Consider the following 21,948-nt stretch of genomic DNA (forward strand, 5'->3'; position numbering starts at 1 on the left):
GGGACTGACCAGGATCAGGGCAGATGCGTGCAATCGTTAAACCCACGGACCACCATCGTGTCGCCCTGAATAACAAGGCGGCTGATGGATCCGTTGGCCGCGCCGTTGAACGCAAACGGTGCGGACCCGCTGGCAATCGCCATGGCCGCGCCAATCACGCCGCCATGCACAAAGGCCGCGACGCGCTGGTCGCTGTGGTTTGCCGCAATACGCAACAGCCCTGCCCGCACCCGCGCATGCAGCTGCGCCGTGGTTTCGGCCCCTGGAAGCTCACCCCACTCCTGGTTGGTTTTGGCGCGTTGGAATTCGGGCGCGCCCTCGGCCGCTTTGATCCGGTAAAGACCGCCGTCCCAGTCGCCCAGGCTGACCTCGCGCAGATCCCCCTCGATCAGCGGCGTCATGCCCAAATGGTGCGCCAGCGGCGCGGCGGTCTGATGCGTCCGCATCAACGTGGTGACATAGATGGCATCCAAAGGCTCGGTCTTCATTCGGTGCCCCACGGCCACCGCCTGCGCCTCGCCATTGGGGTGCAACGCAGGATCTCCATGTCCATCTTTCATCGGGAAGCTTTGCCCAGGAATGGCCGCCTGGCTCTCGCCGTGACGGATCAGGAACAGGTCCACGGCCCCTTTGGGCGGCTGATAAACGCTTTGGCGGTATTCACGGGCCATTTCAAACTCTCTCAATGTGTCGGGCAATCAATCCCGCGCAGATTGAGCGCAACGACAAGGGAATTGCAATGACCACCCGAACTTTGGACACTGGAACCGAGATGCTTTTGGGCTCTGTCACCGACGGCGTCGCGACCTTGACCCTGAACAATCCCAGCAAGCGAAACGCTCTGGGGGATGAGATGACTCCGGCCCTGCGCCGGATGCTGCTAGAGACCGAGGCAGACCCTGAGGTGCGCGTGCTTATCCTGACCGGCACCGACGGCGCGTTTTGCGCTGGTGGTGACATCTCCAGCATGGGCGGTGCTCTTGCAGGGGGCGGCGCGCCGATTGCCGATGACATGATCCGGCGCCTACGTGAGGCTCAGAACACCGCTTCTCTTCGGCTCTATGAATATTCCAAACCCACCATTGCCGCCCTGCCAGGCCCGGCTGCAGGGGCGGGAATGTCGCTGGCGTTGGCATGTGATCTGCGGATCACCGGACAAAGCGGTTTCCTCTATCCGGCGTTTGGGGCCATAGGCCTGAGCGGCGATTTCGGCGGCAGCTGGCTGCTCAGCCACTACATCGGACCTGCTCGCGCCAAAGAGATCTATTTCACCAATCACCGCATCATGCCGGACGAAGGCATGGCGCTTGGTCTGTTTAACCGCGTGGCCGCGGATGACGATCTGATGACAGAAACCGTAAATCTGGCTCAGCAGATTGCCAGGTATGCGCCGATGGCGCTGCGCTACATGAAAGAAAACCATAATCGAGCGCGGTCGACGGACTTGCGCACCGCCATGGATATGGAAGCCGATCGGATGATCCGAACTTTGTTGAGCGACGATCACAAAGAAGGTGCACGGGCATTCATGGAAAAGCGCAAGCCGGATTTCAGAGGGCAGTAAACCATGCAAAATCGCAAGATCACTATCGCCGAACTCCCCAAGGCTCAGCTGACACCCGAACATTTCCGGCTAGAAGATGCAGAAATGCCAACACCAGGTGATGGAGAGGTTCTGCTGCGCACCATTTTGATGTCGATTGACGCGGCCAACCGCTCGTGGATGCAGGGCGCCACCTATCGCGACGCGGTGAACGCTGGCGATACTATGCCCACCTACGCCATCTGCGAAGTGATCCAGAGCAATTCGCCCCGCTTTGTGGCAGGCGATGTGGTGGAAACCGAAAGCGTTTGGGCCGACTATGTGGTGCGGCCCGCGCGTGGACTCGAAAAACTGCCCGATGCGCGACCGCTGTCACACCTGATGTCGGTCTATGGCATTGCTGGCAAAACTGCCTTTCACGGGCTGATCAAAGTCGGCCGCCCCATCGCAGGCGAAACCGTTGTTGTCTCAGCCGCCGCCGGATCAGTGGGCGGCTATGTTGGACAGATCGCCAAAGCCCTTGGATGCCGCGTCGTCGGCATCGCCGGTGGGTCTGCGAAATGTGCCCGAGTGGTCGATGAGCTTGGATTTGACGCATGTGTGGACTATCGCGAACCGAGACTGTTCAAAGCCCTGCGCGCCGCGTGCCCCGATGGCATCGACATCTATTTCGACAATGTCGGCGGCCAGATCCTGGAAACAGCGGTGTTTCAAATGAACACCCGCGGGCGCATCGTCTGTTGCGGCGCGATCAGCCAGTATGACACCGACACGATTACAGGCCCGCGAAACTTGCCGGGGTTGGTGGTGGTCAAACGCCTGCGGATGGAGGGATTCATCGTCATGGATTTCGCCAATCAGGACGCCACCGCATTGCGCGCACTGCGCAAATGGGTCGAAGCCGGGCAAATCAAGATCGAAGAGGACATCATCGAGGGGTTGGAAAATGCGCCCAATGCGCTGATCGGGCTACTCGCAGGTGAAAACATCGGCAAACGCATGGTTCGGGTCGGCCCCGATCCCAAAGGATGAGGAGGGAAGAAAATGAGCAAGATTGACGTAGCAGTCGCCAAGGATCGCGAACAAATCGGAACCGAGATTGGCGTGTCCAACTGGTTCGACGTGGATCAAGCCATGATTGATCAATTCGCCACCGTGACCCATGACGAACAATGGATTCATGTCGACCCCGCGCGCGCTGCGGCCGAGACTCCGTTTGGCGGCACCATCGCCCATGGGTTTTTGTCGCTGTCACTGGCCAGCCGCTTTGCCTATGAGTGTTTGCCGGTTCACGATGGTCAGGTCATGGGTATCAACTATGGCTTCAATAAGATCCGTTTTCTCAGCCCCGTCAAAGCCGGATCCAAACTAAGAGGTCGGTTTGATCTTCGAGCGGTCAAAAAACGCTCTGCTACCGAGATTCTGCGGGAGACCGGCCTTACCATTGAAATCGAAGGTTTGGAAACGCCTGCCCTGGTGGCTGAATGGTTAAGCCTGAGCATCTTCGAGTGACATTCGAAGATAATTCACGGGGACAACAGCCCGACGGTGCCCGTGACCACATCCCCACAGTTGTCAGCTTGCACACTTTTGGATGCTGGACAGATACTCTTGTTCCTGAGTATCAACTCGTGTGAATGGGGAAATTTGAATATGAGTAGAATTCTGGTCTTGAATGGCCCGAACTTAAACCTGTTGGGCACGCGCCAACCCGAGGTTTACGGGAGCACAACGCTGGCGATGGTTGAAGGCGCCTGTCGGCAGCACGCCCAGACCTCCGGCGCCGTTGCGACTTGCATCCAGTCTAACCATGAAGGCGCGTTGATTGATGCCATCCACGCCGCCAAAGGCACTCAGGACGGGATTGTCCTGAATGCAGGCGCTTACACTCACACCTCTATTGCCCTGATGGATGCCATCGCCTCGGTCGAATTGCCCGTGATCGAGGTTCATCTGTCGAACATCCACGCACGCGAGCAGTTTCGGCATCATTCGTTTATCGCACCGGTTGCCATTGGCCAGATCTGCGGATTTGGCGCGCAAGGTTACACCCTTGCGATCGACGCACTTCTTGGCCATCTCAAGGAGCGCGCGGACTGATGACACTGTCGGAATATCTCAACCACGTCTCATGCGCGAAAACGCTGGAAGAATTGTGGGCGGCTCACACGCAGAAAATGGCTGATTATGGCTTTGACCGACTGCTCTATGGCTATACCCGGTATAAAACGGAAACCTCTCTCGGGGACCCCGAAGATTTTGTCATCCTGTCCAATCATAGCCAGGACTACATAGACGGTTTTCTGCATTCGGGTCTGTATTTTCATGCCCCAATGCTGCATTGGGCGCTAAAGCATGAGGGCGCAAAAAGCTGGCAGATGATCAATCAGATCATGGCGGACAAGACCATGACGAAAGAGCAACGCCAAGTGTATCAGTTCAACCTCTCAAAAGGGGTGACAACGGGCTACACTGTCAGCTTCAATTCGGTGTCAGTACGGTCCAAGGGCGCGATCTCGCTTTGTGCCAAAGAGGGTTTGACCCAGGAAGACGTGGATGCTGTGTGGGCTGAGCACGGCGAAGACATTCTGTTGATGAACAACGTTGCTCATTTGAAAATCCTCACCCTGCCTTACACCGCGCCCAACCGATCTCTGACAAAACGCCAGCGCGAAGCGCTGGAATGGGTCGGCGACGGGAAGACAACTCAAGATATAGCGATTTTGATGGGGCTAACCTCGGCCACAGTTGAAAAACACCTGCGCCTCGCGCGCGAATCGCTTTCGGTTGAAACCACGGCGCAAGCTGTTTTAAAGGCCGCGCTGCACAATCAGATGTTTGTCATGGAAGTTTAAGTCATGGAAATGGTGTCATAAAAATGTGGCATTACGCGGGGTAAGGAATTCATGACTTTCCGAAAATCCCGCCAAGTTGCATGATGAGACTGTTCCGTGAGTGGTGGCTTTAGCCAGGGAACTTCGGGTACTGATCCCTGTAATTTCGGGGCTCTCCGACCTGTTCGGTGTTGGGTTTGTATTGATCCATACTCGCACCGGAGAATTTGAGGGATCCCGTCCATCCCCATCAAACGGGATCCCTCAATCGTATTCCAAGGATACGGGTTCGCCATTGGCGGACCCGTTTTCGTTTGCTCTGACGCTTGCATGGCCTGCGTTTCGCACCGCAACACCCATCCAATACAGGGTACACACCCTCGGCGGCCCACTCTTATTCGCGCTCATCCGGGCACCACGCGAGCGTTCTGCGGTGTTGCGCCGCGCCCTGCGCGGCGCTCGGCCCAACGGGAGGAGGTGTTTCGTCAGAAACATCAACGACGGGCGGGAGCGCTTCGTGGAATTCAGCACGCCCAAGATATAAAACCCCGCCTGACGATAGCCAGACGAGGTTTTTTCACTCGCTGCGAGGATCGGCGCCTTACGGCATTCCCCGCCGGGACTTAACCCTGTGCGGCCTTGGCCACTTCGGCAGCAAAGTCTTCTTTTTCGACTTCGATGCCTTCGCCCACTTCCAGACGCACGAAACCGGTGATTTCTGCGCCAGCTTCCGCGGCGGCTGCACCAACGGTCAGGTCAGGGTTCACGACAAACTGCTGGTTCAACAGAGTCGATTCCGCGACAAATTTCTTCATGCGGCCGACAATCATCTTTTCGATGACCTGCTCTGGCTTGCCGGATTCGCGCGCGATGTCCATCTGGACTTGCTTTTCCTTCTCGACCACGGACGCATCCATATCGGCCTCGGACAGAGCAGCAGGGTTCACAGCGGCAATGTGCATTGCAATCTGCTTGCCCAGGGCGTCGTCGCCGCCTTTCAGCGCAACCAGAACACCGATTTTGCCCATGCCCGCAGTAGCGGCGTTGTGCACGTAGCTTACAACAGTTGCGCCTTCCAGCGTCGCCATCCGGCGGACCGACATGTTTTCACCAATGGTGGCAATCTTCGAAGTCAGTGTGTCTGCAACGGATTTGCCACCCAGATCTGCAGCCAGCAGCGTGTCAACGTCGGCAACGTTCAAAGCAGCCTTGGCGATACCGCCAACAAATTCCTGGAAGTCGGCGTTCTTGCCAACAAAATCAGTTTCCGAGTTCACTTCGACGGCAACGCCTTTGCCACCATCAACAACAACCGCAACCAGACCTTCGGCGGCGGTACGACCTGATTTTTTGGCAGCCTTAGCCAGACCTTTGGTGCGCAGCCAGTCAATGGCGGCTTCCATATCGCCACCGGTTTCGGTCAGTGCCTTCTTGGCGTCCATCATGCCTGCGCCGGTGCTGTCGCGCAGTTCTTTCACGAGTGCTGCTGTGATTGCCATCTCTTGGCTCTCCTCAAATCAAACGGATTTGGGGCAGGTCATACCCTGCCCCATATGTCAAAGCTGTGACAGAAGCGATTAGGCTTCCGCAGGTGCTTCAGCTGCGGCTTCGGCGACGGCTTCTTCGACCGGTGCTTCTTCCATTGCGCCCAGGTCAACACCAGCCGCGCCCAGTTGGGCCGACATGCCGTCCAGAGCAGCACGGGCTGCCAGGTCGCAATACAGCGTGATGGCGCGCGATGCGTCGTCGTTGCCTGGGATGATGTAGTCAACACCGTCGGGCGAGCAGTTGGTGTCGACGACAGCCACAACTGGGATACCCAGTTTGTTTGCTTCGGCGATGGCCAGCGCTTCCTTTTTTACGTCGATGACGAACAACAGGTCCGGGGTGCCGCCCATTTCGCGGATACCGCCCAGCGACGCTTGCAGTTTGCCCTGGTCACGTTCCATGCCCAGACGCTCTTTTTTGGTCAGGCCTTCGGCGCCGCCTTCCATGGCTTCGTCGATCTCGTTCAGACGCTTGATCGATTGGGAAACGGTTTTCCAGTTGGTCAATGTACCGCCCAGCCAGCGGTGGTTCATATAGTACTGAGCCGACTTTTCAGCCGCTTCTGCGATCGGCTGAGCAGCCTGACGCTTGGTACCAACGAACAGAACGCGGCCGCCTTTTGCAACGGTGTCACGTACGGCCTGCAGAGCCAGATCCAGCATCGGAACAGTCTGGGTCAGGTCCATGATGTGGATGCCATTGCGCGAGCCGTAGATAAACGGGCCCATGCGCGGGTTCCAGCGCTGCGTCTGGTGACCAAAGTGAACGCCAGCTTCAAGCAGCTGACGCATGGAGAACTCGGGAAGAGCCATGCTCAATTTCCTTTCCGGTTTTCGCCTCAGCGGGGGTTCAGAGCGGATGCTCCAACCGGCGGACTTAACGGGGATGTCTCCCCCGATAGGCCCAAACCCCGCCTGCGGGTTTGAATGGCGCGCGTATAATTCAGGAATTACTGGGGTGCAAGGGGGTTTTGTGCTCTTTCCATCGCGTGCACATGACTTTCGCGGATCACCCGCTCCATCTCGGCTGCCAGGGCCTTGCGATTGGGAAAATCACGAACTGCGACCGGTGTATGGTAAATCAACTCGACAGAACCCTGACGACGTGCTGCCAGCGTTTTCAGCAGATGCTCGCCAAATTCCATTTCGCCCCACCAGCCATAGAACCGCGCTGGCTGGCCTTTGGGCGCATTATAGAAAACAGATACCGGCTGAACATGCATGAAATCCTGCAAATGCTCCGAGAAAAACGCCGCAAAAAGCGTGGTCTTGAAGGGCAGCACCCGCAGACCATCGGTCGAGGTGCCTTCGGGAAAGAACAAGAGCTTGTGACCCGCCTTCAGACGGGTCTCGAAAACCTCGGTCTGTTCTTTGGCCTTCTTGGGGTTTCGTTCGATGAATACTGTGCCGGTGGCCTTGGCCAGCGTGCCAATCCCCGGCCAACCAGCAACCTCGGCCTTGGACACGAAATACACGCGTTTGCGCGCGTTGAGCGAAAAGATGTCCAGCCACGAGGTATGATTGGCAACCACGGCCCCGTGTTCGGTCATCAACTGACCGCTGATGCGGTGCTCCATCCCCAGAATGCGAAAGGCAGTTCGACAGACAAACTGCACGATGAACGGCGTCATCGGGCGTTTCATACCAAAAAGCGGTACTTCGATCAGACGTAACAGCAGCAACAAGATCAGGCAGACGGTGATCAGGACGATCAAGGCCGAACCGCGCAACAGGATCAGCAGCCAGCCAACAAAGTCGATCTGGATCGGGTCTGGTGCCTCGTTGCTGTCCCAGGTGCCGTTCATGCGTTGCGCTCGCCAGTATACAGACGGCGCTGCTTCTCGTTCATCCGGGCCGTATCCAGGATCAGGCAGACGTCCGTGGTATTGAACACATGGTCGATATAGGCACCTTGCCCGACAAAGCCGCCAAGACGCAGATAAGCTTTTATCAAGGCTGGCACCTCAAGCATGGCCTCGCGGCGGCTCAGGTCTTCGGGCTGAACGCGGTTCATGTCGACGAAATGTTGCGGTTGTGCGTGCACACGTAGATCCTCGGGTGCGAGATGGTTGTGGTGCAGCATCGACAGCGGCTGTGCCAACGTGTCCACATCCGTGCCATGGAAACTGGCGACGCCGAACAGAACCTCGATCTCATGCTCGGCTACATAACCCGCCAGACCGTTCCACAGGTGAAACATCGCCATGCCGCCACGATAATCGGAATGCAAACAGGACCGACCCAATTCTAACAGCTTGCAACCGCTGTTTTTCAGAACGCTCAGGTCGTATTCATCCTCGGAGTAGAACTGCCCCAAGGCACGCGCCTGTTCGCCGCGCAGCAACCGATAGACCCCCACAACTTCGCCTTTGGTGTCATCAGTCACCAGCATATGGTCAAAAAAAGGGTCAAAATGGTCCTGTTCCAGGCACCGGTCGTGATCGACCATCTCGCCGCCGCCGCCCAACTCGCGCACAAAAACGTCGTACCGCAACCGCTGTGCGGCCAGAAGCTCGTCTACGGTTTCGGCAATTTTGACCGAAAAACTGGGTCCGGTGTCCGGCATGTATACAACTTCCGAATAGGGAGCAGGAACTTGGCGGCAATTAGCCCGAAATCACCGTTATTGGCAACACGCCGCCAGTGACGCACCAACCTTGGGTCGCGTTAATCATTCGTCAACCAGTTTCACGGATCAAAGACGGGCATCAGCGCGATGCGTGAGCCGTCGATCACCATCTTTCCCTGATCACGAAAGTTGACCGTGATTTTGCCTGCGATGTTGGACTGCACCTGTCCGACACCCCAGTCGGGATAATCAGGGTGGCGCACGTACATGCCAGGTGCAAGGATAGCATTCAGATCTGTCATGGCGCTCTCAATCTCGGGCGGGTTGGCAGGTTCAATTCGGAGGTACCCCATGGGTGAAAGCAACGTCAACCTGGCCGCTTTGATCGGTTCGCGGATCTGTCACGATCTGATTAGCCCAATTGGGGCCATCACCAATGGGCTTGAGCTGCTTGATATGGCCGGCGCGGTCGAGGGACCCGAGATGGACCTGATCGCAGACAGCGTGGGCAACGCCGGTGCGCGCATTCGCTTTTTCCGCATCGCATATGGTGCGGCCGGCGAACAGCAGATTGGACAGGCCGAAATCTCCTCTCTGCTGGCAGATGTGAACCGAGGAAACCGCATTCAGGCCCATTGGGGCCCCATCGAACCGGTGTCGCGCTCGGATGTGCGGATGGCCTTTCTGGCGCTGCAATGCTGCGAAACCGCCCTGCCCTTTGGCGGAGACGTACATGTCACCAGGCAAGACGATGAGTGGCGGATCACCGGCACCGGGTCCAAGATCGCGACGGCCATCGATCTGTGGGAAGGGCTGTTCAGTGCCGCGGGTCCTGTGCAAGTCTCGCCCGCACAGGTCCAGTTTGCTCTGTTGCCTGCCGTGGCGGCGGAAATGGACCGTCGGCTGGCCTATGATCAAGACGACACGCAGATCACGATCCGGTATTGAACCGGATCGCCATTTGGGCCTTAACCGCGTGTGGTGCCGTCGCCCGTCACCAGGTACTTGAAGCTGGTCAGCTGAGTGGCACCCACAGGCCCGCGCGCGTGCATCTTGCCCGTCGCAATGCCAATTTCGGCGCCCATTCCAAACTCGCCACCATCGGCAAACTGGGTTGAGGCGTTGTGCATCAGAATAGCACTGTCGAGACGGGTAAAGAACCGCTGCGCGGCTTCTTTATCTTCGGTCATGATGCAATCGGTGTGGTTCGAGCCGAACTTCTGGATATGCGCGATGGCTGCGTCGATGTCTGCCACGGGGCGCGCAGCGATGATCATGTCCAGGAACTCCATACCCCAATCGGCATCCGTTGCAGCATGTGTTTCGTCGATGTTCAAACCACCCTCGGCATGCACTTCAACACCCGCTGCAAGCAGGGCCCCGATCACATCACGCCCTAGGGTTTCGACCACATCCTTGTGGATCAGCAGACATTCGGCTGCGCCACAGATGCCAGTTCGCCGGGTCTTGGCGTTCATCACCACGTCGAGCGTCTTTTGCAGATCGGCGGCCTTGTCAATGTAGATATGAACAATCCCTTCAAGGTGAGCAAAAACCGGAACGCGCGCCTCGCGCTGAACCAACCCCACGAGGCCCTTGCCACCACGCGGCACAATGACGTCAACGTAATCCGTCATGGTCAACAGTTCGGACACCGCCGCACGATCGCGGGTCGGCACCAGCTGAATCGCATCCTCAGGCAAGTTGGCGGCCTTCAGCCCCTCGACCAAGCAATCGCGGATCGCGCCGGAGGAATGGAAGCTTTCTGAGCCACCGCGCAGAATCACTGCATTGCCTGATTTCAGACAAAGCGCGCCAGCGTCCGCCGTTACATTCGGGCGGCTTTCATAGATCACCCCGATCACACCCAACGGCGTACACACGCGTTGAATATGCAACCCGCTTGGCATGTCCCATTCGGTCATGACCTCACCCACCGGATCGGCCTGTTCGGCCACGGTCCGCAGACCATCAACCATGCCCTGAATGCGCGCCTCGTCCAGCATCAGACGGTCCATCATCGCGGGGCTGAGCCCTTTGTCGCGACCAAACTGCAGGTCTTTGGCGTTGGCCTCGATGATCTCGGCGCGGCGCGCCCAGACGGCATCAGCCGCAGCGATCAAAGCGGCGTGTTTGCGTTCCGCGCTGGCAAAGGCCAATTGGCGCGAGGCGGCTTTGGCACGGGCGCCCAGATCGGCCATGAGCGCGGGAATGTTGTCGAGGTCTTTCATGTCGGTCGCCTTTGGTCGGGTGCGGGGCATTTGGGGATTTTATGCCTCCGGCGGGGAAATTTGAAGCAAGAAGAAGTTTACAGCGCCATGTCATCGCGGTGGATCAACGCGGCACGGCCTGGGTAACCCAAAGTTGGTTCGATGTCGCGGGACTGTCGCCCCTTGATCGCGTCCGCCTCTTGCGCGGTATACCGACTGAGGCCCTGGCCAAGCTTACGCGCATTGGTGTCCATGATCGCCACCGGATCTCCGCGGCCGAAATCACCAGTTACTTCTGTGACGCCCGCAGGCAGCAGGCTCTTGCCGTTGCCAAGTGCTTTGGCCGCTCCGGCGTCTACGATAATCTCTCCGCGTGGTTTCATCGCCGCGATCCAACGCTTGCGCGCGGCTTGTGGATCAAGCGTGGCTGTGAACCAGGTTGAATTCGCCCCGTTTTCAAGCGTTTTCAACGGATTCAAAGGTGAACCTTCGGTGATTGCCATATCACAACCTGCCGCCGTGGCCATCTTTGCCGCCATCAGCTTGGTCTTCATTCCGCCCTTGGAAAGCCCTGAACCGGCGTCACCAGCCATCGCCTCGATCTCGGGCGTAATATAGTCGATAACATCGTAACGGGTGGCGTCAGGGTCATCATTTGGATTGCCCGTGTAGAAGCCATCAACATCCGATAGTAGGATCAGTTGATCCGCCCCCACCGTCACCGCGATCTGCGCGCCCAGACGGTCGTTGTCGCCATAGCGGATTTCATCCGTGGCCACGGTGTCGTTTTCATTGACGATCGGCACCACATCCAGGGACAACAGCGTTTCCAGCGTCGCGCGCGAGTTCAGGTAGCGGCGGCGGTTTTCGCTGTCTTCCAGCGTCACCAGAACTTGCGCCGTCTTGATATCATGCGGCGTCAGCGCCTCTTCGTAGGCACGCGCCAAACGGATTTGCCCCACCGCCGCCGCCGCCTGAGACTGTTCAAGCGACAGATCGGTCATCGGCAGGTTCAAAACCCCCCGCCCCAAAGCGATGGAGCCGGAGGACACCAGGATCACATCCGTCCCGTTGCCTTTGAGCCATGCCACATCCCGTGCCAGCGAATGTAGCCATTCAGCGCGCAGATCACCCGTTTCACGATCAACCAACAAGGCCGAGCCGATCTTGACGACGATCCGCCGCGCGGTCGTCAGGGTTGCCAAGGTTCTTCCTCCTCGACAGGTTTGTACCGCAGGCGGTCTTCGTCGATCTGAGTCCGCAGCGCCCGCAGCACGTCCGTGACGCCCGATTTGGCAACGCCGGACATGGTCATGACCTTGTGGCCGATGGCCTCTTCCAAAGCAGCGCGGGCCTCTTCCTGCTCTTCTTCGTCCAGCGCGTCGATCTTGTTCAGAACGGTCACGCGCGGCTTGTCGGCCAGATGACCGCCATAAGCTTCAAGCTCGGTGATGATTGTCTGATAGTCTTCGGCCACCGTTTCAGATGTGCCGTCGACCAGATGCAGCAGCACGGCGCAGCGTTCGACGTGACCCAGGAAGCGGTCGCCGATCCCACGCCCCTCGGACGCGCCTGCAATCAGACCCGGAATGTCGGCGATGACAAATTCGACACCGTCCACCCCCACAACGCCCAGGTTCGGGTGCAGCGTGGTGAACGGATAATCCGCGATTTTGGGTCGCGCGTTCGATGTCGCCGCCAAGAAGGTCGACTTCCCCGCATTGGGCAGGCCCAACAGGCCTACATCCGCGATCAGCTTCAGACGCAACCACAGGGTGCGTTCCACGGCTTCTTGGCCTGGGTTTGCGCGTCGCGGAGCCTGATTGGTCGACGATTTGAAATGCAGGTTGCCAAAACCGCCATTGCCACCACGCGCCAGTTGGATGCGCTCGCCAACTTCGGTCAGGTCGGCGATCACCGTCTCTTGATCCTCGTCCAGGATCTCGGTTCCCACGGGAACACGCAGAACGATCTCGTCCCCGTCCTTGCCGGTGCGCTGCTGGCCCTTGCCCGGCTGGCCGTTCTTGGCAAAGAAATGCTGCTGATAGCGGAAATCGATCAGGGTGTTCAGACCATCAACCGCTTCGGCCCAGACCGAACCGCCCTTGCCGCCGTCACCACCATCAGGACCGCCGTATTCCATGAATTTTTCACGGCGAAAGCTGACGCAACCGCCGCCGCCTGCGCCCGAGCGGATGTAGACCTTGGCCAGATCCAGGAATTTCATCGTTTTATCCTTCTCAAGCTGCACCAGTTGTGCTGCGGGCGGGCATATAGCCTGCCGAAAACTGTTTAAGACCCGCGTTTACCGCAAGGCCCCGAGGAAAGAAAGCGCTATGCGTCCTTACCCTTGTCTGCCTTGCAGGGCGGCTCTTATACTGAAGCTCATAGTTCATTTTTGTAGTTGGAATTAACAATGAAATACTTCGCTTTCCTGCCCGTTGTCCTGATCGTCGCGGCCTGTGAAAACTCAGGCGCCAGTTACAGCCCCATTGTTGATGGTGCCACGGGGCCGTCCTATCAATCAGATCTGGCCGAATGTCAGGCCTTGGCCGCGAGCAAACCTATTGTGGATGGCGACACCACAGGTGCAGTTGCCGTGGGCGTGGCCGGCGGTGCCGCAACAAGCGCGATCATCAACGACAGTTCGGACGATCTGGGTCGTGCAGCTGCTGTTGGCGCCTTGGCCGCACTCACGGCCGATGCGGTCAGCAAGACCGAAGCCCGCAAAAACATCGTTATCAATTGCATGAGAGGGCGCGGTCACAACGTGATTGGTTGATCACCCGGCAACAAGCAGCAAGCCCCAGTGAGGGGCTTGTCTCTGTTCGGCAAATTACAGCTTGCGGCTGTAGGTCCAAGTTGGAACAGCGGCATCACGCGCAACCGAAAAGCTCTCGGCGTCACCCAGATACTGGAATCCGCAATGGGTCAGCACACGGGCCGAGGCCGGGTTGTCCTGAAAGACGCTCGCGAACATATTGGCGCTGCCCAATGGGTTGGCCACCACCAGTGCTTCTACCGCCATGGAGGCGAGCCCAGTATTCCAAAAGATCGGTGCCACCCAATAGCCCACTTCGGACTGGTTGCGATCCATCTTTTGGAGCGAGATCAACCCCATCAGTTCCGGCCCGCCGTCTTTGGTGCCATCCATGGCCCAGACGTCTTCTTCCCGGTCGTCCTCCATGGCACGCGCCACAAAGGCTTCGGTCGCGGCCGGTGGTAGCGGATGCGGGATAGACGTGGTCATACGTGCCACGCGTTCGTCGGATGCATAGTGCTCAATCAGCCCCATGTCCGACTTGCGCAATGGACGCAGGTCAAACCGCTCGGTTTCAATGACCGGCTGGTAAATTATTGTATCCAGTTTCATATGTCCGCTCCTCCTCCGAACAACACAAAAAGAACGGACAAGACGGTCAGTGCCGCCAGTGTCCTCATCAAATATTTCTCGGCAGGCCGTCCTGCAACCGCCTGCGCAATTTTTTCGCCCGCAAAGGTCCAGATCGGGTGCAATACCAACTGACAACTCAACAAAACGAGAGCGATGGTCGCCGTGGCATCAAACGTTGACGTACCTGCCGAGACAAAGCCGGTGAATCCCGCCACGATCATCGCCCAGGCCTTGGGGTTGAGCGGATGCACGATCAGACCGGCCAGAAACCCCGGCGCCTTGTCCTGTCCCTTGCCCACCGACAAACGCAAGTTGGCAACTTTCCATGCCAGCCAGCAAATGTAGGTAGCCGAAGCATATTTCAGAACCGTAAACAGCCAAGGTACTTGATCAGCCAACTCCATCAATCCGTAGCCCACAGGCCAGATCACCAACTGCTTGCCCAATGCAACACCCAACACAAACGGAAATGCCGCCCGAAACCCATAGCGCGCACCTGTTGCCAGCAGGGCCATGTTGGCCGGCCCCGGCGTGCCAACCTGACTGGCGGCAAAGATCAGGAAACTGGTGGTTGCGACGGGCATGGGTGAATTTTGCTCAAGTATTATTGATCTGGCATGTCAGGAACGAGAAAGGGGACCGGCGTTTCCGCCGATCCCCCTGATTTTGACTTAACCTTCAGGTTCCGGCTGTTACTCGGCTGCTTCTGTGACGGGCATGACCGAAATGAACGTGCGCTTTTTCAGTCCCTTGTGGAACTTCACGGCGCCGTCGACGGTTGCAAAGATTGTGTGATCTTTGCCCATGCCAACGCCTTCGCCCGGCCAGAATTTGGTGCCGCGCTGACGCACGATGATGTTGCCAGCGTTTGCAGCCTGACCACCATACAGTTTTACGCCAAGGCGACGACCAGCAGAGTCGCGACCGTTACGGGAGGAACCGCCAGCTTTTTTATGTGCCATTCTCTCTCTCCTTAGCCTTGAGCCAGTTCTTTGGCCTGCTCAACCCATTCGGGTTTCACTTTGACCGTCTCGATAGCAGCAATCTGCTCGTCCGACAAGGCGGCTAGGGCAGCAAAGCTGTTGATCCCGGCGTCATTCAGCTTGGCGGCGGCGGCAGGGCCTACACCGGTCAGCTTGGTCAGATCGTCCGAACCAGCAGCAGCGGCAGGTGCCTCTGCTTTGGCAGCGGCCGGAGCAGCTTTGACGCCCGACTTGTCCGCGCCCGAAGCAAGAATCTCGGTGATACGAACCAGGGTCAGCTTCTGACGGTGGCCTTTGGTGCGCTTCGAGCTGTGCTTACGACGGCGCTTGACGAAGTGGATAACCTTTTCGCCTTTGATCTGGTCGATGACTTCGGCCTGAACCGCAGCACCGTCCACGAACGGGGCACCCACAACCGGAGCGTCGCCGCCCAGCATCAGGATGTCGTTGAATTGAACTGTTTCGCCAGCATCAGCAGTCAATTTTTCAACGCGGAGTGTGTCACCCGCCTGAACTTTGTACTGCTTGCCGCCAGTCTTGAGGACCGCAAACATGCGTCTTTCCTTTTTCTACCGCGTTCTTCGGTCCCCGGTGCCGGGCGTTCACGACCCCCGATTCACACGGGAAGCCACCTGCAAACAGCGCGCCTTTATCAGGCGAATTCATACCCTTACGGGCAATACGATAACAAAACCCGGCGCGGAATTCCGTGCCGGGATGGGCGCTTATTGTCGGATTGAAGGTTAAAGTCAACCAAATATGGGGGCTTCAAAGGTCCGTTGCCTGCAAAGCCTGCGCGACTGCAAGCCCCAGGTCAAAGGAAATCCTGTTGTACAGATCATCAAAACCTTCGAACAGGGCAGTGTTCAGTGCAATCCCGGCCTTGGTTCGCGAAAAGGCGATGTTGTCGTCCATCTGCCGCTCACTCAGCGGGCTATAGGCCATCATCAGGAAGCCATAAAGCCAGACCTGTGTATCAGCCCGGATGTCGTCCCGGCCTTCAAGGATAGTCGCCATCATGCCCTGATCATCCCTCGGCGCGCCATTCCCTTTGGCCAGGCCAAGGTAAAAATTGAAATCGGCCGTCAGCGCGCCATCGACATTCTGCTCGATCAGATTGTTGACCGCGATGTAAGTTTCGAGTTGTTGCAAAAAGCGATCATCAGGGCTCGTTCCCTCGTATCGTTCCCGCGCGGCATCTTCGATCGTGGGGTCAGCAAAAGCGAGCCGAGCCGAGTTTTCCAGAGAAATGATGGTCTGACCCAAATCACTTCCGAAAAACACAACGCTATCGCGCAACGTATCCTCGTTCAGATGAGTGTCCAAACCAGAACGGATGGCCGATACAATCCGTTCTTCCTGATAAATTTCGGAAATCACCTGCGCGAAATGATCCCCGCCCTGCCCTGCCAGCATGTCTTGGTCAATCGACGCACCATAGCGAAGACCCTCGGCGCGCAAGATCTCGGCCACTTCGTCCAACTTCATGGCGCGGGCCAGCCGATCTAGATCTTCCTCGGACCAGACGGGAAGAGCCAAAACCACAAGCGCGGCGACGGTAAGGAATGCACGCTGCAACATCAGATATCTTGTCCCGGATGTAGATCAGCCATCTTTTGCGCCAGAACCTCAAACCGGTTGGCCATAATCTCATACTGCACAGCGTTGAGCAGTTCATAGACCTCTTGCATCTTGGGGTGCTCTAATGCCGTGGTATAGTCTTCCACTTCTTCGTCCGAGAACGCCTGATAGGTATACGCAGCGCCCGCAAGAGCAGACTTTTGCAAAGCCGTTCGCAGTTCACCCTCATTCTCGCGCATCATCGCCCGCAGACCCTCAGCGTCCAGACGCAATTCCACAACCCCGGCAGCACTGGCCGCCAGAAGAAAGCGGATCTGTATCTCTTGCAGTGCACGCAAAGCTGTTTCGGCCCCCGAGATCGCCAAGTTCATCTGGTTGAGCACTTCGACACGGGATGACCCGATCCGAACAAGACCCGCAACAATGGCACGACCCTGATCCTGCTTCAGCGCGTCATCCTCGACCATATGCGAGGCATTTTCTGCCGCGACGAGTCGTTGCCCCAGGTCGCTACCATAAAACTCGACCGCGTGATCCAGAACATCCCCATCCAGCGTCTGTTCCAGAATGCCGACGGCCATTTCATGCATCTGTTCGGTGTCAAAGACCTGTTTGGTCAGGCGGCTCCAATCCGCGCCAAAGGCGTCCGGCTCCAACCCCAGCATTGTCGGCGCCGAAGACGAGGTGAGCGCAATACTGTCCAGCGCCACATTGAACCCGGTGGTTGTCAAAAAGGTCTCGATCTGGTCGCGGTCAGCGGCATCGGCGCTGCGTGGCGCCAGCGCTAACACAGCAGTAAGACACATTAGAAACACTGTAAAAGCGAAGGGAACAAGGCGCAGGTTCGCGCGAGGGGCAAAAATACTCATGGCAAGAAACCTAAGGGTTTTCGGCATCGGGACAATGGAAAAACGATCTTTGTCAAAAAACCGGAAAAATGTGCTTGCACACCCCTGCGGTTATCACTAAATCCCCGCTCACAGACCCCCGCGGAGAGGTGCCGGAGTGGTCGAACGGGGCGGTCTCGAAAACCGTTGTGGGTGCAAGCCCACCCAGGGTTCGAATCCCTGTCTCTCCGCCACTATCCCCCTGGAATTCATAAGCAATAATCGAATTTCCGGGCATAGTGTGCTTTGCGTTTATGACGCTATGCTCTGCCAGTAAGGTCATACGATGGCCCATTTTGGGGCCATCCTGCTGTGCCATTTGTGCGTCTAATACACCTTAACTGACAACCTTGGTCCTTCTTCAAACCCGCTCAGGCAACAGAAAAAGGGACAGTGCGCCTGCAGGATCTTTTGAGAACTTTTTTGTCTCGTAAACTTCAACAGAAACCGTTTCAACCACGAGCCTTCAGTGGAGTGATTTCTTTTTACATCAGAAACCGCAGGTCATAGCGCTTATGGCAAGCAAAAAGCCGTGACTAGTGTGGCTTTGGATCTCGTGGATCGGTCGCTTTTCTCAAAGGCGCGCGCCAACGCGTTTTTCTTCCAATTGGTCATCGCGATCAGCTTCGCTGTCTCCTCAGCGGCGCTTTGGATTCAGATAAGTTTGCTTGCATTTAATCGACGCGATTTGGCACCAAAGTGAATCCGTGTCAGTTGTTGGTTGGAAATGTCGCAGATACCATTGCATAGGCCACGGAACTTGGGGGCTCGACTTGCCATTCGCGAAGCAAATACTGCAATATTGATCGACTCTTCCGGTGCCGCATTCGGTATCGCTCAAAGCCCTACGACGCCCAGTTGATAATTGAATCGGACATCACCGTGAGCAAGAAAACTGAACCATACACCGACCGCATGAAGCTCCTTGAGGGGCGCTCACTGATCATAGGCATGTGGGGCAACCTGTTCATGGGTATTGCCGGTGTTGCTGCCGCAATCCTGTCGAACTCGGACGCGATCCTGGTGGATGGTCTTTTCTCTCTCATCGGGTTTACTGCTGCTATCCTGGGACGCCGCGTCAGCCAAAAGGCCGATGCCGGGCCAGATCGCATTCGCCCCGCAGGCTACGCCGCGGATGAGGCTATTTTTACGACCTTCCGGTCGCTGTCGTTGCTGGGACTGGTTCTGTTCGCCATCACCGGGGCGATTATGAATATCGTCAGCTACGCCTCTGGCGGAGCACCCAAGCCGCTCGTCTTTGGGCCGCTGATCATCTACTTCGCAGTGATCGGTACAACCTGTTTCCTATTGTGGCTGATGCATCGGTGGGCGTGGTCCCGTACCGGGAAGAAAAGCGATATTCTACGCCTAGAGGCAACAGCGGCTGCCTTTGATGGGGTCATCACGGGTGCCGCAGGGGTTGGTATGGTTGGCATTGTGCTGCTGCAGGACACAGTGCTGTCTTTTATCACACCAATCGGCGATTCCATCATCGTGATGGTCCTGTGTTCCACCGTTATCACCCGGTACTTTGCTGATTTCATGAAAGGGTTGGGCGAGCTTGCAGGCGTTACCGCGTCGCCTGAACACATCGCCACCGTACGCCGTACTGTACGTCCCACCCTGACCGAAGCCGAAGGCGTCCTGACGGACCTGTCCGTGATGAAGCTGGGGCGCACTTATGTGGTAACGGTCTATTACAACCCCGGCAGGCCTGTGACGGCGGCCGAGGTTGACGCGCTTACCTTGCAGCTGGAACACGATCTGGCGCCCGTGCTGTCCTGTGATGTCTTTGTTTTGCCCAGCGAATACGGCCGCCGGTGGCCCGATGACCTGAACCCTAAACTGAACCCAAATGTGTCACTGAAGGATGGCTAGGCCTTAACCCGGGCGTTGTCCGGATCATACAGGCACGGTTCAACCACCTTTGCTGCAACGCGTAAACCCATGACATCAATCGTCAAATCGTCGTGGCCTTGGGCAAGCTCAGGCTCGACAAATGCCATGGCTATGTTTTGCCCCACTCGGTGCCCCCAGTCGCCCGATGTCACAGTGCCGACGACCCTGTCGCCCAGCATCACTGACGCTCCGCCATGTGCCGGGGCGTCCTCGCCATCCAACACCAGCGTGACACGCAGTCGCTTGGGTCCGGCAATCTGCCGCTGAACCAACGCATCGCGACCAACAAAGTCGCCCTTGTCCAATTTGACGAAACGCGCCAACCCGGTCTCGAACGGGTCGAACTCGGTCTGCAATTCGGCTTTCCAGTGGAGATACCCTTTCTCCAGACGCATGGATTCGACGGCCCGGCTGCCAAAGAGGTTCAAACCATGCGGCCTGCCCGCTTCGCGCAGCGCCAGATACGCTCCATAAAGCTGATTGTTGGGCACGTGGATCTCATAAGCCAATTCGCCCGAAAAACTGACGGCCATGACCACTGCAGGCGCAATACCGACAAAGGACTGCCGAACCGACAACCACGGGAAGGACTGCGCCGACCAATCCCCACGCGAGGCTCTCGAAAGCACTTCACGCGCTTTGGGACCCGCCAAAACGAGGATCGTGTGTTCATTCGTGAGTGAGCGAAGTTGCACGTCTTCATCGTCACGCAAATGCGCCTGCAGCCAATCCATGTCGTGCCATTCCGACGCCGCAGCAGATCCATACCAGACGCGCCCATCCGACAGATTGGCAACAGTAGCCTCGGATTTGACCATGCCCTGATGATTGAGCAAATAGCTTAAGCCCACACGCCCGTCTTTGCGTGTCACACGCCCACAGATCATCCTATCAAGGAATGTGTGCACATCCGCGCCCGTCAGTTCGATCCGGTTGAACCCGTTGACTTCGGTCAGGCCGACGCCGCCTTGGAGCGCGGCAACTTCGGCGCCAACAACGTCAAACGTTTCGTTAAACCGGAAACTGTGGGTTTCTGTGAACTCAGGGTCGGGCTTGATGTAATCCACCCGTTCCCACCCGTTGACGACGCCAAATTCAGCCCCCTCTGCCGCCAGAACCGGGGTGAGCGGCGTCGTCTTGATCGGACGCCCTGCAGGGCGGTGCTCGTGGGGAAAGTGGAACCGGAATTCGTTCTGATAGTCTTCGATTGCCTTGAGCGCCGTGAATTCGACATTGCCATGACCGGTGAACCGGCGAGGATCAATGCACCAGGTATCATAGCAAGCCTCGCCATGAACGATCTGCTGTGCCAACAGCCAACCGTGACCACCCCCCTCTCCCAGACCGGCGCGCAAGCCGATGATACAGAACGCATTTCGCTTGCCGGGGATCGGGCCAACCAATGGTGCGCCGTCGATTGTATAGGTGATCGGGCCGTTGACCACGGTGTGAATCCCCACCTCGGCCAGCGCCGGCATCCGCGCGATAGCCCCTTCGAGCACATCGGTAACACGATCCAAGTCATCGGGGCACAGGGCGTTGACAAAATTGGGGTCGATCCCATCCATACCCCAGGTTTTGCAGTCTTGCTCGTAGAACCCCACCAACAACCCGTTCTTCTCCTGACGCGAGTAGTAGTCGCTGATTGGGCAGCGGATCAGGGGCATTCGGTGACCCGCCTCTTTGATCGCTGGGATCTCTTCGGTCAGAAAGTACTGATGCTCCATCGAAGTAACTGGATGATGCACGCCCATCATGCCACCAACTTCATTTACCCTGTAGCCACAGGCATTTACGACGATCTCTGCATGCACGTCACCCTTGGGCGTTGAGACAATCCAGCTGTCGTCCTTGAGCTGGCGTAATGCCGTAACAGGTGTGTTGCGATGCACTTCAGCTCCGGCTTTGCGCGCACGACGCGCAAGCGCCTGACACAACTGCGCAGGGTCGATGTCACCGTCGAGCGGATCCCAAAGCCCCCCCACCAAGTTATCGGTTGCCAACAACGGATGACGGCGAGCGCACTCGTCGGCGTCGATCACTTCGAAATGCACATCCATGCCGCGGGCCATCGAAGCAAAATGGCGATAGCCGTCCATCTGCGCGGGTGTGTTGGCCAAACGAATGCCACCGTCCGCGTGGTGGTAGTTGATGGGATAGTCAGGATCTTCCGACAACTCTTTGTAAAGGTTTATAGAATGCGTCTTGAGGCCGACCATGGTTTGGTTCATGCCAAAATTCGTGACCTGCGCCGCGGAATGCCAGGTGGTGCCTGACGTCAGCTCATCGCGCTCAAGCAACATGACATCTGTCCACCCCTCTTGCGTAAGGTGATAAATCGTTGAACACCCAGCGATGCCGCCGCCAATTACAACCACCCGAGCCGTCTTGCGCATATCCTGCCTCCATTATCCTGCGCAGAGAAAACGCTTGGAACGCACGTGGGGTCAACGCCACTATGATCGGCTTTGAGAACTGCACAGAAAGATTTGATTTTGCTA

Annotated in this window: 24 protein-coding genes and 1 tRNA gene; 9 read left to right on the forward strand and 16 right to left on the reverse strand. The window is 57.4% G+C overall.

The features are described from left to right. Nucleotides 1-14 precede the first annotated feature (14 nt). Nucleotides 15-671 (reverse strand): histidine phosphatase family protein, encoded by a 657-nt coding sequence (locus tag G6R15_RS06695; RefSeq protein WP_164659009.1) that lies wholly within the window; start codon nucleotides 669-671, stop codon nucleotides 15-17. Nucleotides 672-739: 68 nt separating this feature from the next. On the opposite strand from G6R15_RS06695, the gene G6R15_RS06700 reads away from it, so the two are divergent. The 5 genes from G6R15_RS06700 (at nucleotide 740) to G6R15_RS06720 (ending at nucleotide 4,398) form a co-directional block, all read left to right on the forward strand. Beyond that, complete coding sequence (locus tag G6R15_RS06700) at nucleotides 740-1,564, forward strand: enoyl-CoA hydratase (RefSeq protein ID WP_164659010.1); 825 nt, start codon at nucleotides 740-742, stop codon at nucleotides 1,562-1,564. Between the two features lie 3 nt (nucleotides 1,565-1,567). After that, nucleotides 1,568-2,575 (forward strand): NADP-dependent oxidoreductase, encoded by a 1,008-nt coding sequence (locus G6R15_RS06705; RefSeq protein WP_164659011.1) that lies wholly within the window; start codon nucleotides 1,568-1,570, stop codon nucleotides 2,573-2,575. 12 nt (nucleotides 2,576-2,587) lie between these two features. Next, entirely contained in the window at nucleotides 2,588-3,055 is a 468-nt protein-coding gene (locus G6R15_RS06710) for a MaoC family dehydratase (RefSeq protein WP_164659012.1), read from the forward strand. Between the two features lie 141 nt (nucleotides 3,056-3,196). Next, a complete protein-coding gene (aroQ, locus tag G6R15_RS06715) occupies nucleotides 3,197-3,643 on the forward strand; it encodes a type II 3-dehydroquinate dehydratase (RefSeq protein WP_164659013.1) in 447 nt (148 codons plus the stop codon). Further along, entirely contained in the window at nucleotides 3,643-4,398 is a 756-nt protein-coding gene (locus tag G6R15_RS06720; protein ID WP_164659014.1) for a LuxR family transcriptional regulator, read from the forward strand. The genes aroQ and G6R15_RS06720 overlap by 1 nt, the downstream gene beginning before the upstream one ends. 602 nt (nucleotides 4,399-5,000) lie before the next feature. Here the strand turns inward: G6R15_RS06720 and tsf are convergent. From tsf to G6R15_RS06745, 5 genes are all read right to left on the reverse strand, one after another. Further along, on the reverse strand, nucleotides 5,001-5,876 hold the full coding sequence (tsf, locus tag G6R15_RS06725; RefSeq protein WP_164659015.1) for a translation elongation factor Ts: 876 nt from the start codon (nucleotides 5,874-5,876) through the stop codon (nucleotides 5,001-5,003). 78 nt (nucleotides 5,877-5,954) lie between these two features. Beyond that, nucleotides 5,955-6,737: a 30S ribosomal protein S2 gene (gene rpsB / locus G6R15_RS06730; RefSeq protein WP_164659016.1), complete on the reverse strand. Its 783-nt coding sequence runs from the start codon at nucleotides 6,735-6,737 to the stop codon at nucleotides 5,955-5,957. 137 nt (nucleotides 6,738-6,874) lie between these two features. Then, the gene (locus G6R15_RS06735; RefSeq protein WP_164659017.1) at nucleotides 6,875-7,729 is read right to left on the reverse strand and encodes a 1-acyl-sn-glycerol-3-phosphate acyltransferase; all 855 of its coding nucleotides are present in this window, start codon (nucleotides 7,727-7,729) and stop codon (nucleotides 6,875-6,877) included. Continuing rightward, complete coding sequence (locus G6R15_RS06740; protein ID WP_164659018.1) at nucleotides 7,726-8,490, reverse strand: GNAT family N-acetyltransferase; 765 nt, start codon at nucleotides 8,488-8,490, stop codon at nucleotides 7,726-7,728. The genes G6R15_RS06735 and G6R15_RS06740 overlap by 4 nt, the downstream gene beginning before the upstream one ends. Nucleotides 8,491-8,612: 122 nt before the next feature. Continuing rightward, nucleotides 8,613-8,795 carry a DUF3553 domain-containing protein gene (locus G6R15_RS06745; protein WP_164659019.1) on the reverse strand — a complete coding sequence of 61 codons (183 nt, stop codon included), beginning with the start codon at nucleotides 8,793-8,795 and terminating at the stop codon, nucleotides 8,613-8,615. Between the two features lie 49 nt (nucleotides 8,796-8,844). Here G6R15_RS06745 and G6R15_RS06750 point away from each other — a divergent pair, with 49 nt between their 5' ends. Continuing rightward, complete coding sequence (locus G6R15_RS06750) at nucleotides 8,845-9,441, forward strand: histidine phosphotransferase family protein (protein WP_164659020.1); 597 nt, start codon at nucleotides 8,845-8,847, stop codon at nucleotides 9,439-9,441. Between the two features lie 20 nt (nucleotides 9,442-9,461). Here the strand turns inward: G6R15_RS06750 and G6R15_RS06755 are convergent, their stop codons facing one another. From G6R15_RS06755 to obgE, 3 genes are all read right to left on the reverse strand, one after another. Beyond that, nucleotides 9,462-10,724, reverse strand: a complete 1,263-nt coding sequence (locus tag G6R15_RS06755) for a glutamate-5-semialdehyde dehydrogenase (RefSeq protein ID WP_164659280.1) — start codon at nucleotides 10,722-10,724, stop codon at nucleotides 9,462-9,464. A gap of 77 nt (nucleotides 10,725-10,801) precedes the next feature. Beyond that, nucleotides 10,802-11,908: a glutamate 5-kinase gene (gene proB, locus G6R15_RS06760; protein ID WP_164659021.1), complete on the reverse strand. Its 1,107-nt coding sequence runs from the start codon at nucleotides 11,906-11,908 to the stop codon at nucleotides 10,802-10,804. Then, the gene (gene obgE, locus G6R15_RS06765) at nucleotides 11,896-12,930 is read right to left on the reverse strand and encodes a GTPase ObgE (RefSeq protein ID WP_164659022.1); all 1,035 of its coding nucleotides are present in this window, start codon (nucleotides 12,928-12,930) and stop codon (nucleotides 11,896-11,898) included. Before obgE ends, proB begins: the two co-directional genes overlap by 13 nt. A gap of 189 nt (nucleotides 12,931-13,119) precedes the next feature. On the opposite strand from obgE, the gene G6R15_RS06770 reads away from it, so the two are divergent. Further along, a complete protein-coding gene (locus G6R15_RS06770; RefSeq protein ID WP_164659023.1) occupies nucleotides 13,120-13,485 on the forward strand; it encodes a glycine zipper family protein in 366 nt (121 codons plus the stop codon). Between the two features lie 54 nt (nucleotides 13,486-13,539). On the opposite strand, the gene G6R15_RS06775 is transcribed toward G6R15_RS06770, so the two are convergent. From G6R15_RS06775 to G6R15_RS06800, 6 genes are all read right to left on the reverse strand, one after another. After that, nucleotides 13,540-14,076 carry a GNAT family N-acetyltransferase gene (locus G6R15_RS06775; RefSeq protein ID WP_164659024.1) on the reverse strand — a complete coding sequence of 179 codons (537 nt, stop codon included), beginning with the start codon at nucleotides 14,074-14,076 and terminating at the stop codon, nucleotides 13,540-13,542. Continuing rightward, nucleotides 14,073-14,681, reverse strand: a complete 609-nt coding sequence (locus tag G6R15_RS06780; protein ID WP_164659025.1) for a LysE family translocator — start codon at nucleotides 14,679-14,681, stop codon at nucleotides 14,073-14,075. The genes G6R15_RS06775 and G6R15_RS06780 overlap by 4 nt, the downstream gene beginning before the upstream one ends. Before the next feature lie 108 nt (nucleotides 14,682-14,789). Next, nucleotides 14,790-15,059, reverse strand: a complete 270-nt coding sequence (gene rpmA, locus G6R15_RS06785; protein ID WP_164659026.1) for a 50S ribosomal protein L27 — start codon at nucleotides 15,057-15,059, stop codon at nucleotides 14,790-14,792. A gap of 11 nt (nucleotides 15,060-15,070) precedes the next feature. After that, the gene (rplU, locus tag G6R15_RS06790) at nucleotides 15,071-15,634 is read right to left on the reverse strand and encodes a 50S ribosomal protein L21 (protein ID WP_164659027.1); all 564 of its coding nucleotides are present in this window, start codon (nucleotides 15,632-15,634) and stop codon (nucleotides 15,071-15,073) included. A 214-nt stretch (nucleotides 15,635-15,848) separates the two neighbouring features. Further along, the gene (locus tag G6R15_RS06795) at nucleotides 15,849-16,661 is read right to left on the reverse strand and encodes a DUF2059 domain-containing protein (RefSeq protein WP_164659028.1); all 813 of its coding nucleotides are present in this window, start codon (nucleotides 16,659-16,661) and stop codon (nucleotides 15,849-15,851) included. Next, nucleotides 16,661-17,530: a DUF2059 domain-containing protein gene (locus G6R15_RS06800; protein ID WP_240336676.1), complete on the reverse strand. Its 870-nt coding sequence runs from the start codon at nucleotides 17,528-17,530 to the stop codon at nucleotides 16,661-16,663. Before G6R15_RS06800 ends, G6R15_RS06795 begins: the two co-directional genes overlap by 1 nt. Nucleotides 17,531-17,652: 122 nt before the next feature. On the opposite strand from G6R15_RS06800, the gene G6R15_RS06805 reads away from it, so the two are divergent. Both G6R15_RS06805 and G6R15_RS06810 read left to right on the forward strand, forming a co-directional pair. Beyond that, nucleotides 17,653-17,742, forward strand: a tRNA-Ser gene (locus G6R15_RS06805). Nucleotides 17,743-18,430: 688 nt separating this feature from the next. Beyond that, a complete protein-coding gene (locus tag G6R15_RS06810; RefSeq protein ID WP_164659029.1) occupies nucleotides 18,431-19,426 on the forward strand; it encodes a cation transporter in 996 nt (331 codons plus the stop codon). Here the strand turns inward: G6R15_RS06810 and G6R15_RS06815 are convergent. Further along, the gene (locus tag G6R15_RS06815) at nucleotides 19,423-21,843 is read right to left on the reverse strand and encodes an FAD-dependent oxidoreductase (protein ID WP_164659030.1); all 2,421 of its coding nucleotides are present in this window, start codon (nucleotides 21,841-21,843) and stop codon (nucleotides 19,423-19,425) included. The two genes, G6R15_RS06810 and G6R15_RS06815, sit on opposite strands and share 4 nt — an antisense overlap. Nucleotides 21,844-21,948: the final 105 nt, after the last annotated feature.

It is taken from the genome of Tropicibacter sp. Alg240-R139, from assembly GCF_900537075.1.
In the GTDB taxonomy this organism is placed as follows: domain Bacteria; phylum Pseudomonadota; class Alphaproteobacteria; order Rhodobacterales; family Rhodobacteraceae; genus Falsiruegeria.

What these genes read in the sequence shown, in the direction of transcription:
- G6R15_RS06780 (WP_164659025.1), bottom strand. Translation starts at nt 14,681, where the DNA reads ATGCCCGTCGCAACCACCAGTTTCCTGATCTTTGCCGCCAGTCAGGTT.
- G6R15_RS06800 (WP_240336676.1), bottom strand. Translation starts at nt 17,530, where the DNA reads ATGAGTATTTTTGCCCCTCGCGCGAACCTGCGCCTTGTTCCCTTCGCT.
- tsf (WP_164659015.1), bottom strand. Translation starts at nt 5,876, where the DNA reads ATGGCAATCACAGCAGCACTCGTGAAAGAACTGCGCGACAGCACCGGC.
- G6R15_RS06775 (WP_164659024.1), bottom strand. Translation starts at nt 14,076, where the DNA reads ATGAAACTGGATACAATAATTTACCAGCCGGTCATTGAAACCGAGCGG.
- G6R15_RS06735 (WP_164659017.1), bottom strand. Translation starts at nt 7,729, where the DNA reads ATGAACGGCACCTGGGACAGCAACGAGGCACCAGACCCGATCCAGATC.
- rpmA (WP_164659026.1), bottom strand. Translation starts at nt 15,059, where the DNA reads ATGGCACATAAAAAAGCTGGCGGTTCCTCCCGTAACGGTCGCGACTCT.
- G6R15_RS06750 (WP_164659020.1), top strand. Translation starts at nt 8,845, where the DNA reads ATGGGTGAAAGCAACGTCAACCTGGCCGCTTTGATCGGTTCGCGGATC.
- G6R15_RS06770 (WP_164659023.1), top strand. Translation starts at nt 13,120, where the DNA reads ATGAAATACTTCGCTTTCCTGCCCGTTGTCCTGATCGTCGCGGCCTGT.
- rpsB (WP_164659016.1), bottom strand. Translation starts at nt 6,737, where the DNA reads ATGGCTCTTCCCGAGTTCTCCATGCGTCAGCTGCTTGAAGCTGGCGTT.
- G6R15_RS06815 (WP_164659030.1), bottom strand. Translation starts at nt 21,843, where the DNA reads ATGCGCAAGACGGCTCGGGTGGTTGTAATTGGCGGCGGCATCGCTGGG.
- G6R15_RS06710 (WP_164659012.1), top strand. Translation starts at nt 2,588, where the DNA reads ATGAGCAAGATTGACGTAGCAGTCGCCAAGGATCGCGAACAAATCGGA.
- obgE (WP_164659022.1), bottom strand. Translation starts at nt 12,930, where the DNA reads ATGAAATTCCTGGATCTGGCCAAGGTCTACATCCGCTCGGGCGCAGGC.
- aroQ (WP_164659013.1), top strand. Translation starts at nt 3,197, where the DNA reads ATGAGTAGAATTCTGGTCTTGAATGGCCCGAACTTAAACCTGTTGGGC.
- G6R15_RS06795 (WP_164659028.1), bottom strand. Translation starts at nt 16,661, where the DNA reads ATGTTGCAGCGTGCATTCCTTACCGTCGCCGCGCTTGTGGTTTTGGCT.
- G6R15_RS06720 (WP_164659014.1), top strand. Translation starts at nt 3,643, where the DNA reads ATGACACTGTCGGAATATCTCAACCACGTCTCATGCGCGAAAACGCTG.
- G6R15_RS06745 (WP_164659019.1), bottom strand. Translation starts at nt 8,795, where the DNA reads ATGACAGATCTGAATGCTATCCTTGCACCTGGCATGTACGTGCGCCAC.
- G6R15_RS06755 (WP_164659280.1), bottom strand. Translation starts at nt 10,724, where the DNA reads ATGAAAGACCTCGACAACATTCCCGCGCTCATGGCCGATCTGGGCGCC.
- G6R15_RS06705 (WP_164659011.1), top strand. Translation starts at nt 1,568, where the DNA reads ATGCAAAATCGCAAGATCACTATCGCCGAACTCCCCAAGGCTCAGCTG.
- G6R15_RS06740 (WP_164659018.1), bottom strand. Translation starts at nt 8,490, where the DNA reads ATGCCGGACACCGGACCCAGTTTTTCGGTCAAAATTGCCGAAACCGTA.
- rplU (WP_164659027.1), bottom strand. Translation starts at nt 15,634, where the DNA reads ATGTTTGCGGTCCTCAAGACTGGCGGCAAGCAGTACAAAGTTCAGGCG.
- G6R15_RS06700 (WP_164659010.1), top strand. Translation starts at nt 740, where the DNA reads ATGACCACCCGAACTTTGGACACTGGAACCGAGATGCTTTTGGGCTCT.
- G6R15_RS06695 (WP_164659009.1), bottom strand. Translation starts at nt 671, where the DNA reads ATGGCCCGTGAATACCGCCAAAGCGTTTATCAGCCGCCCAAAGGGGCC.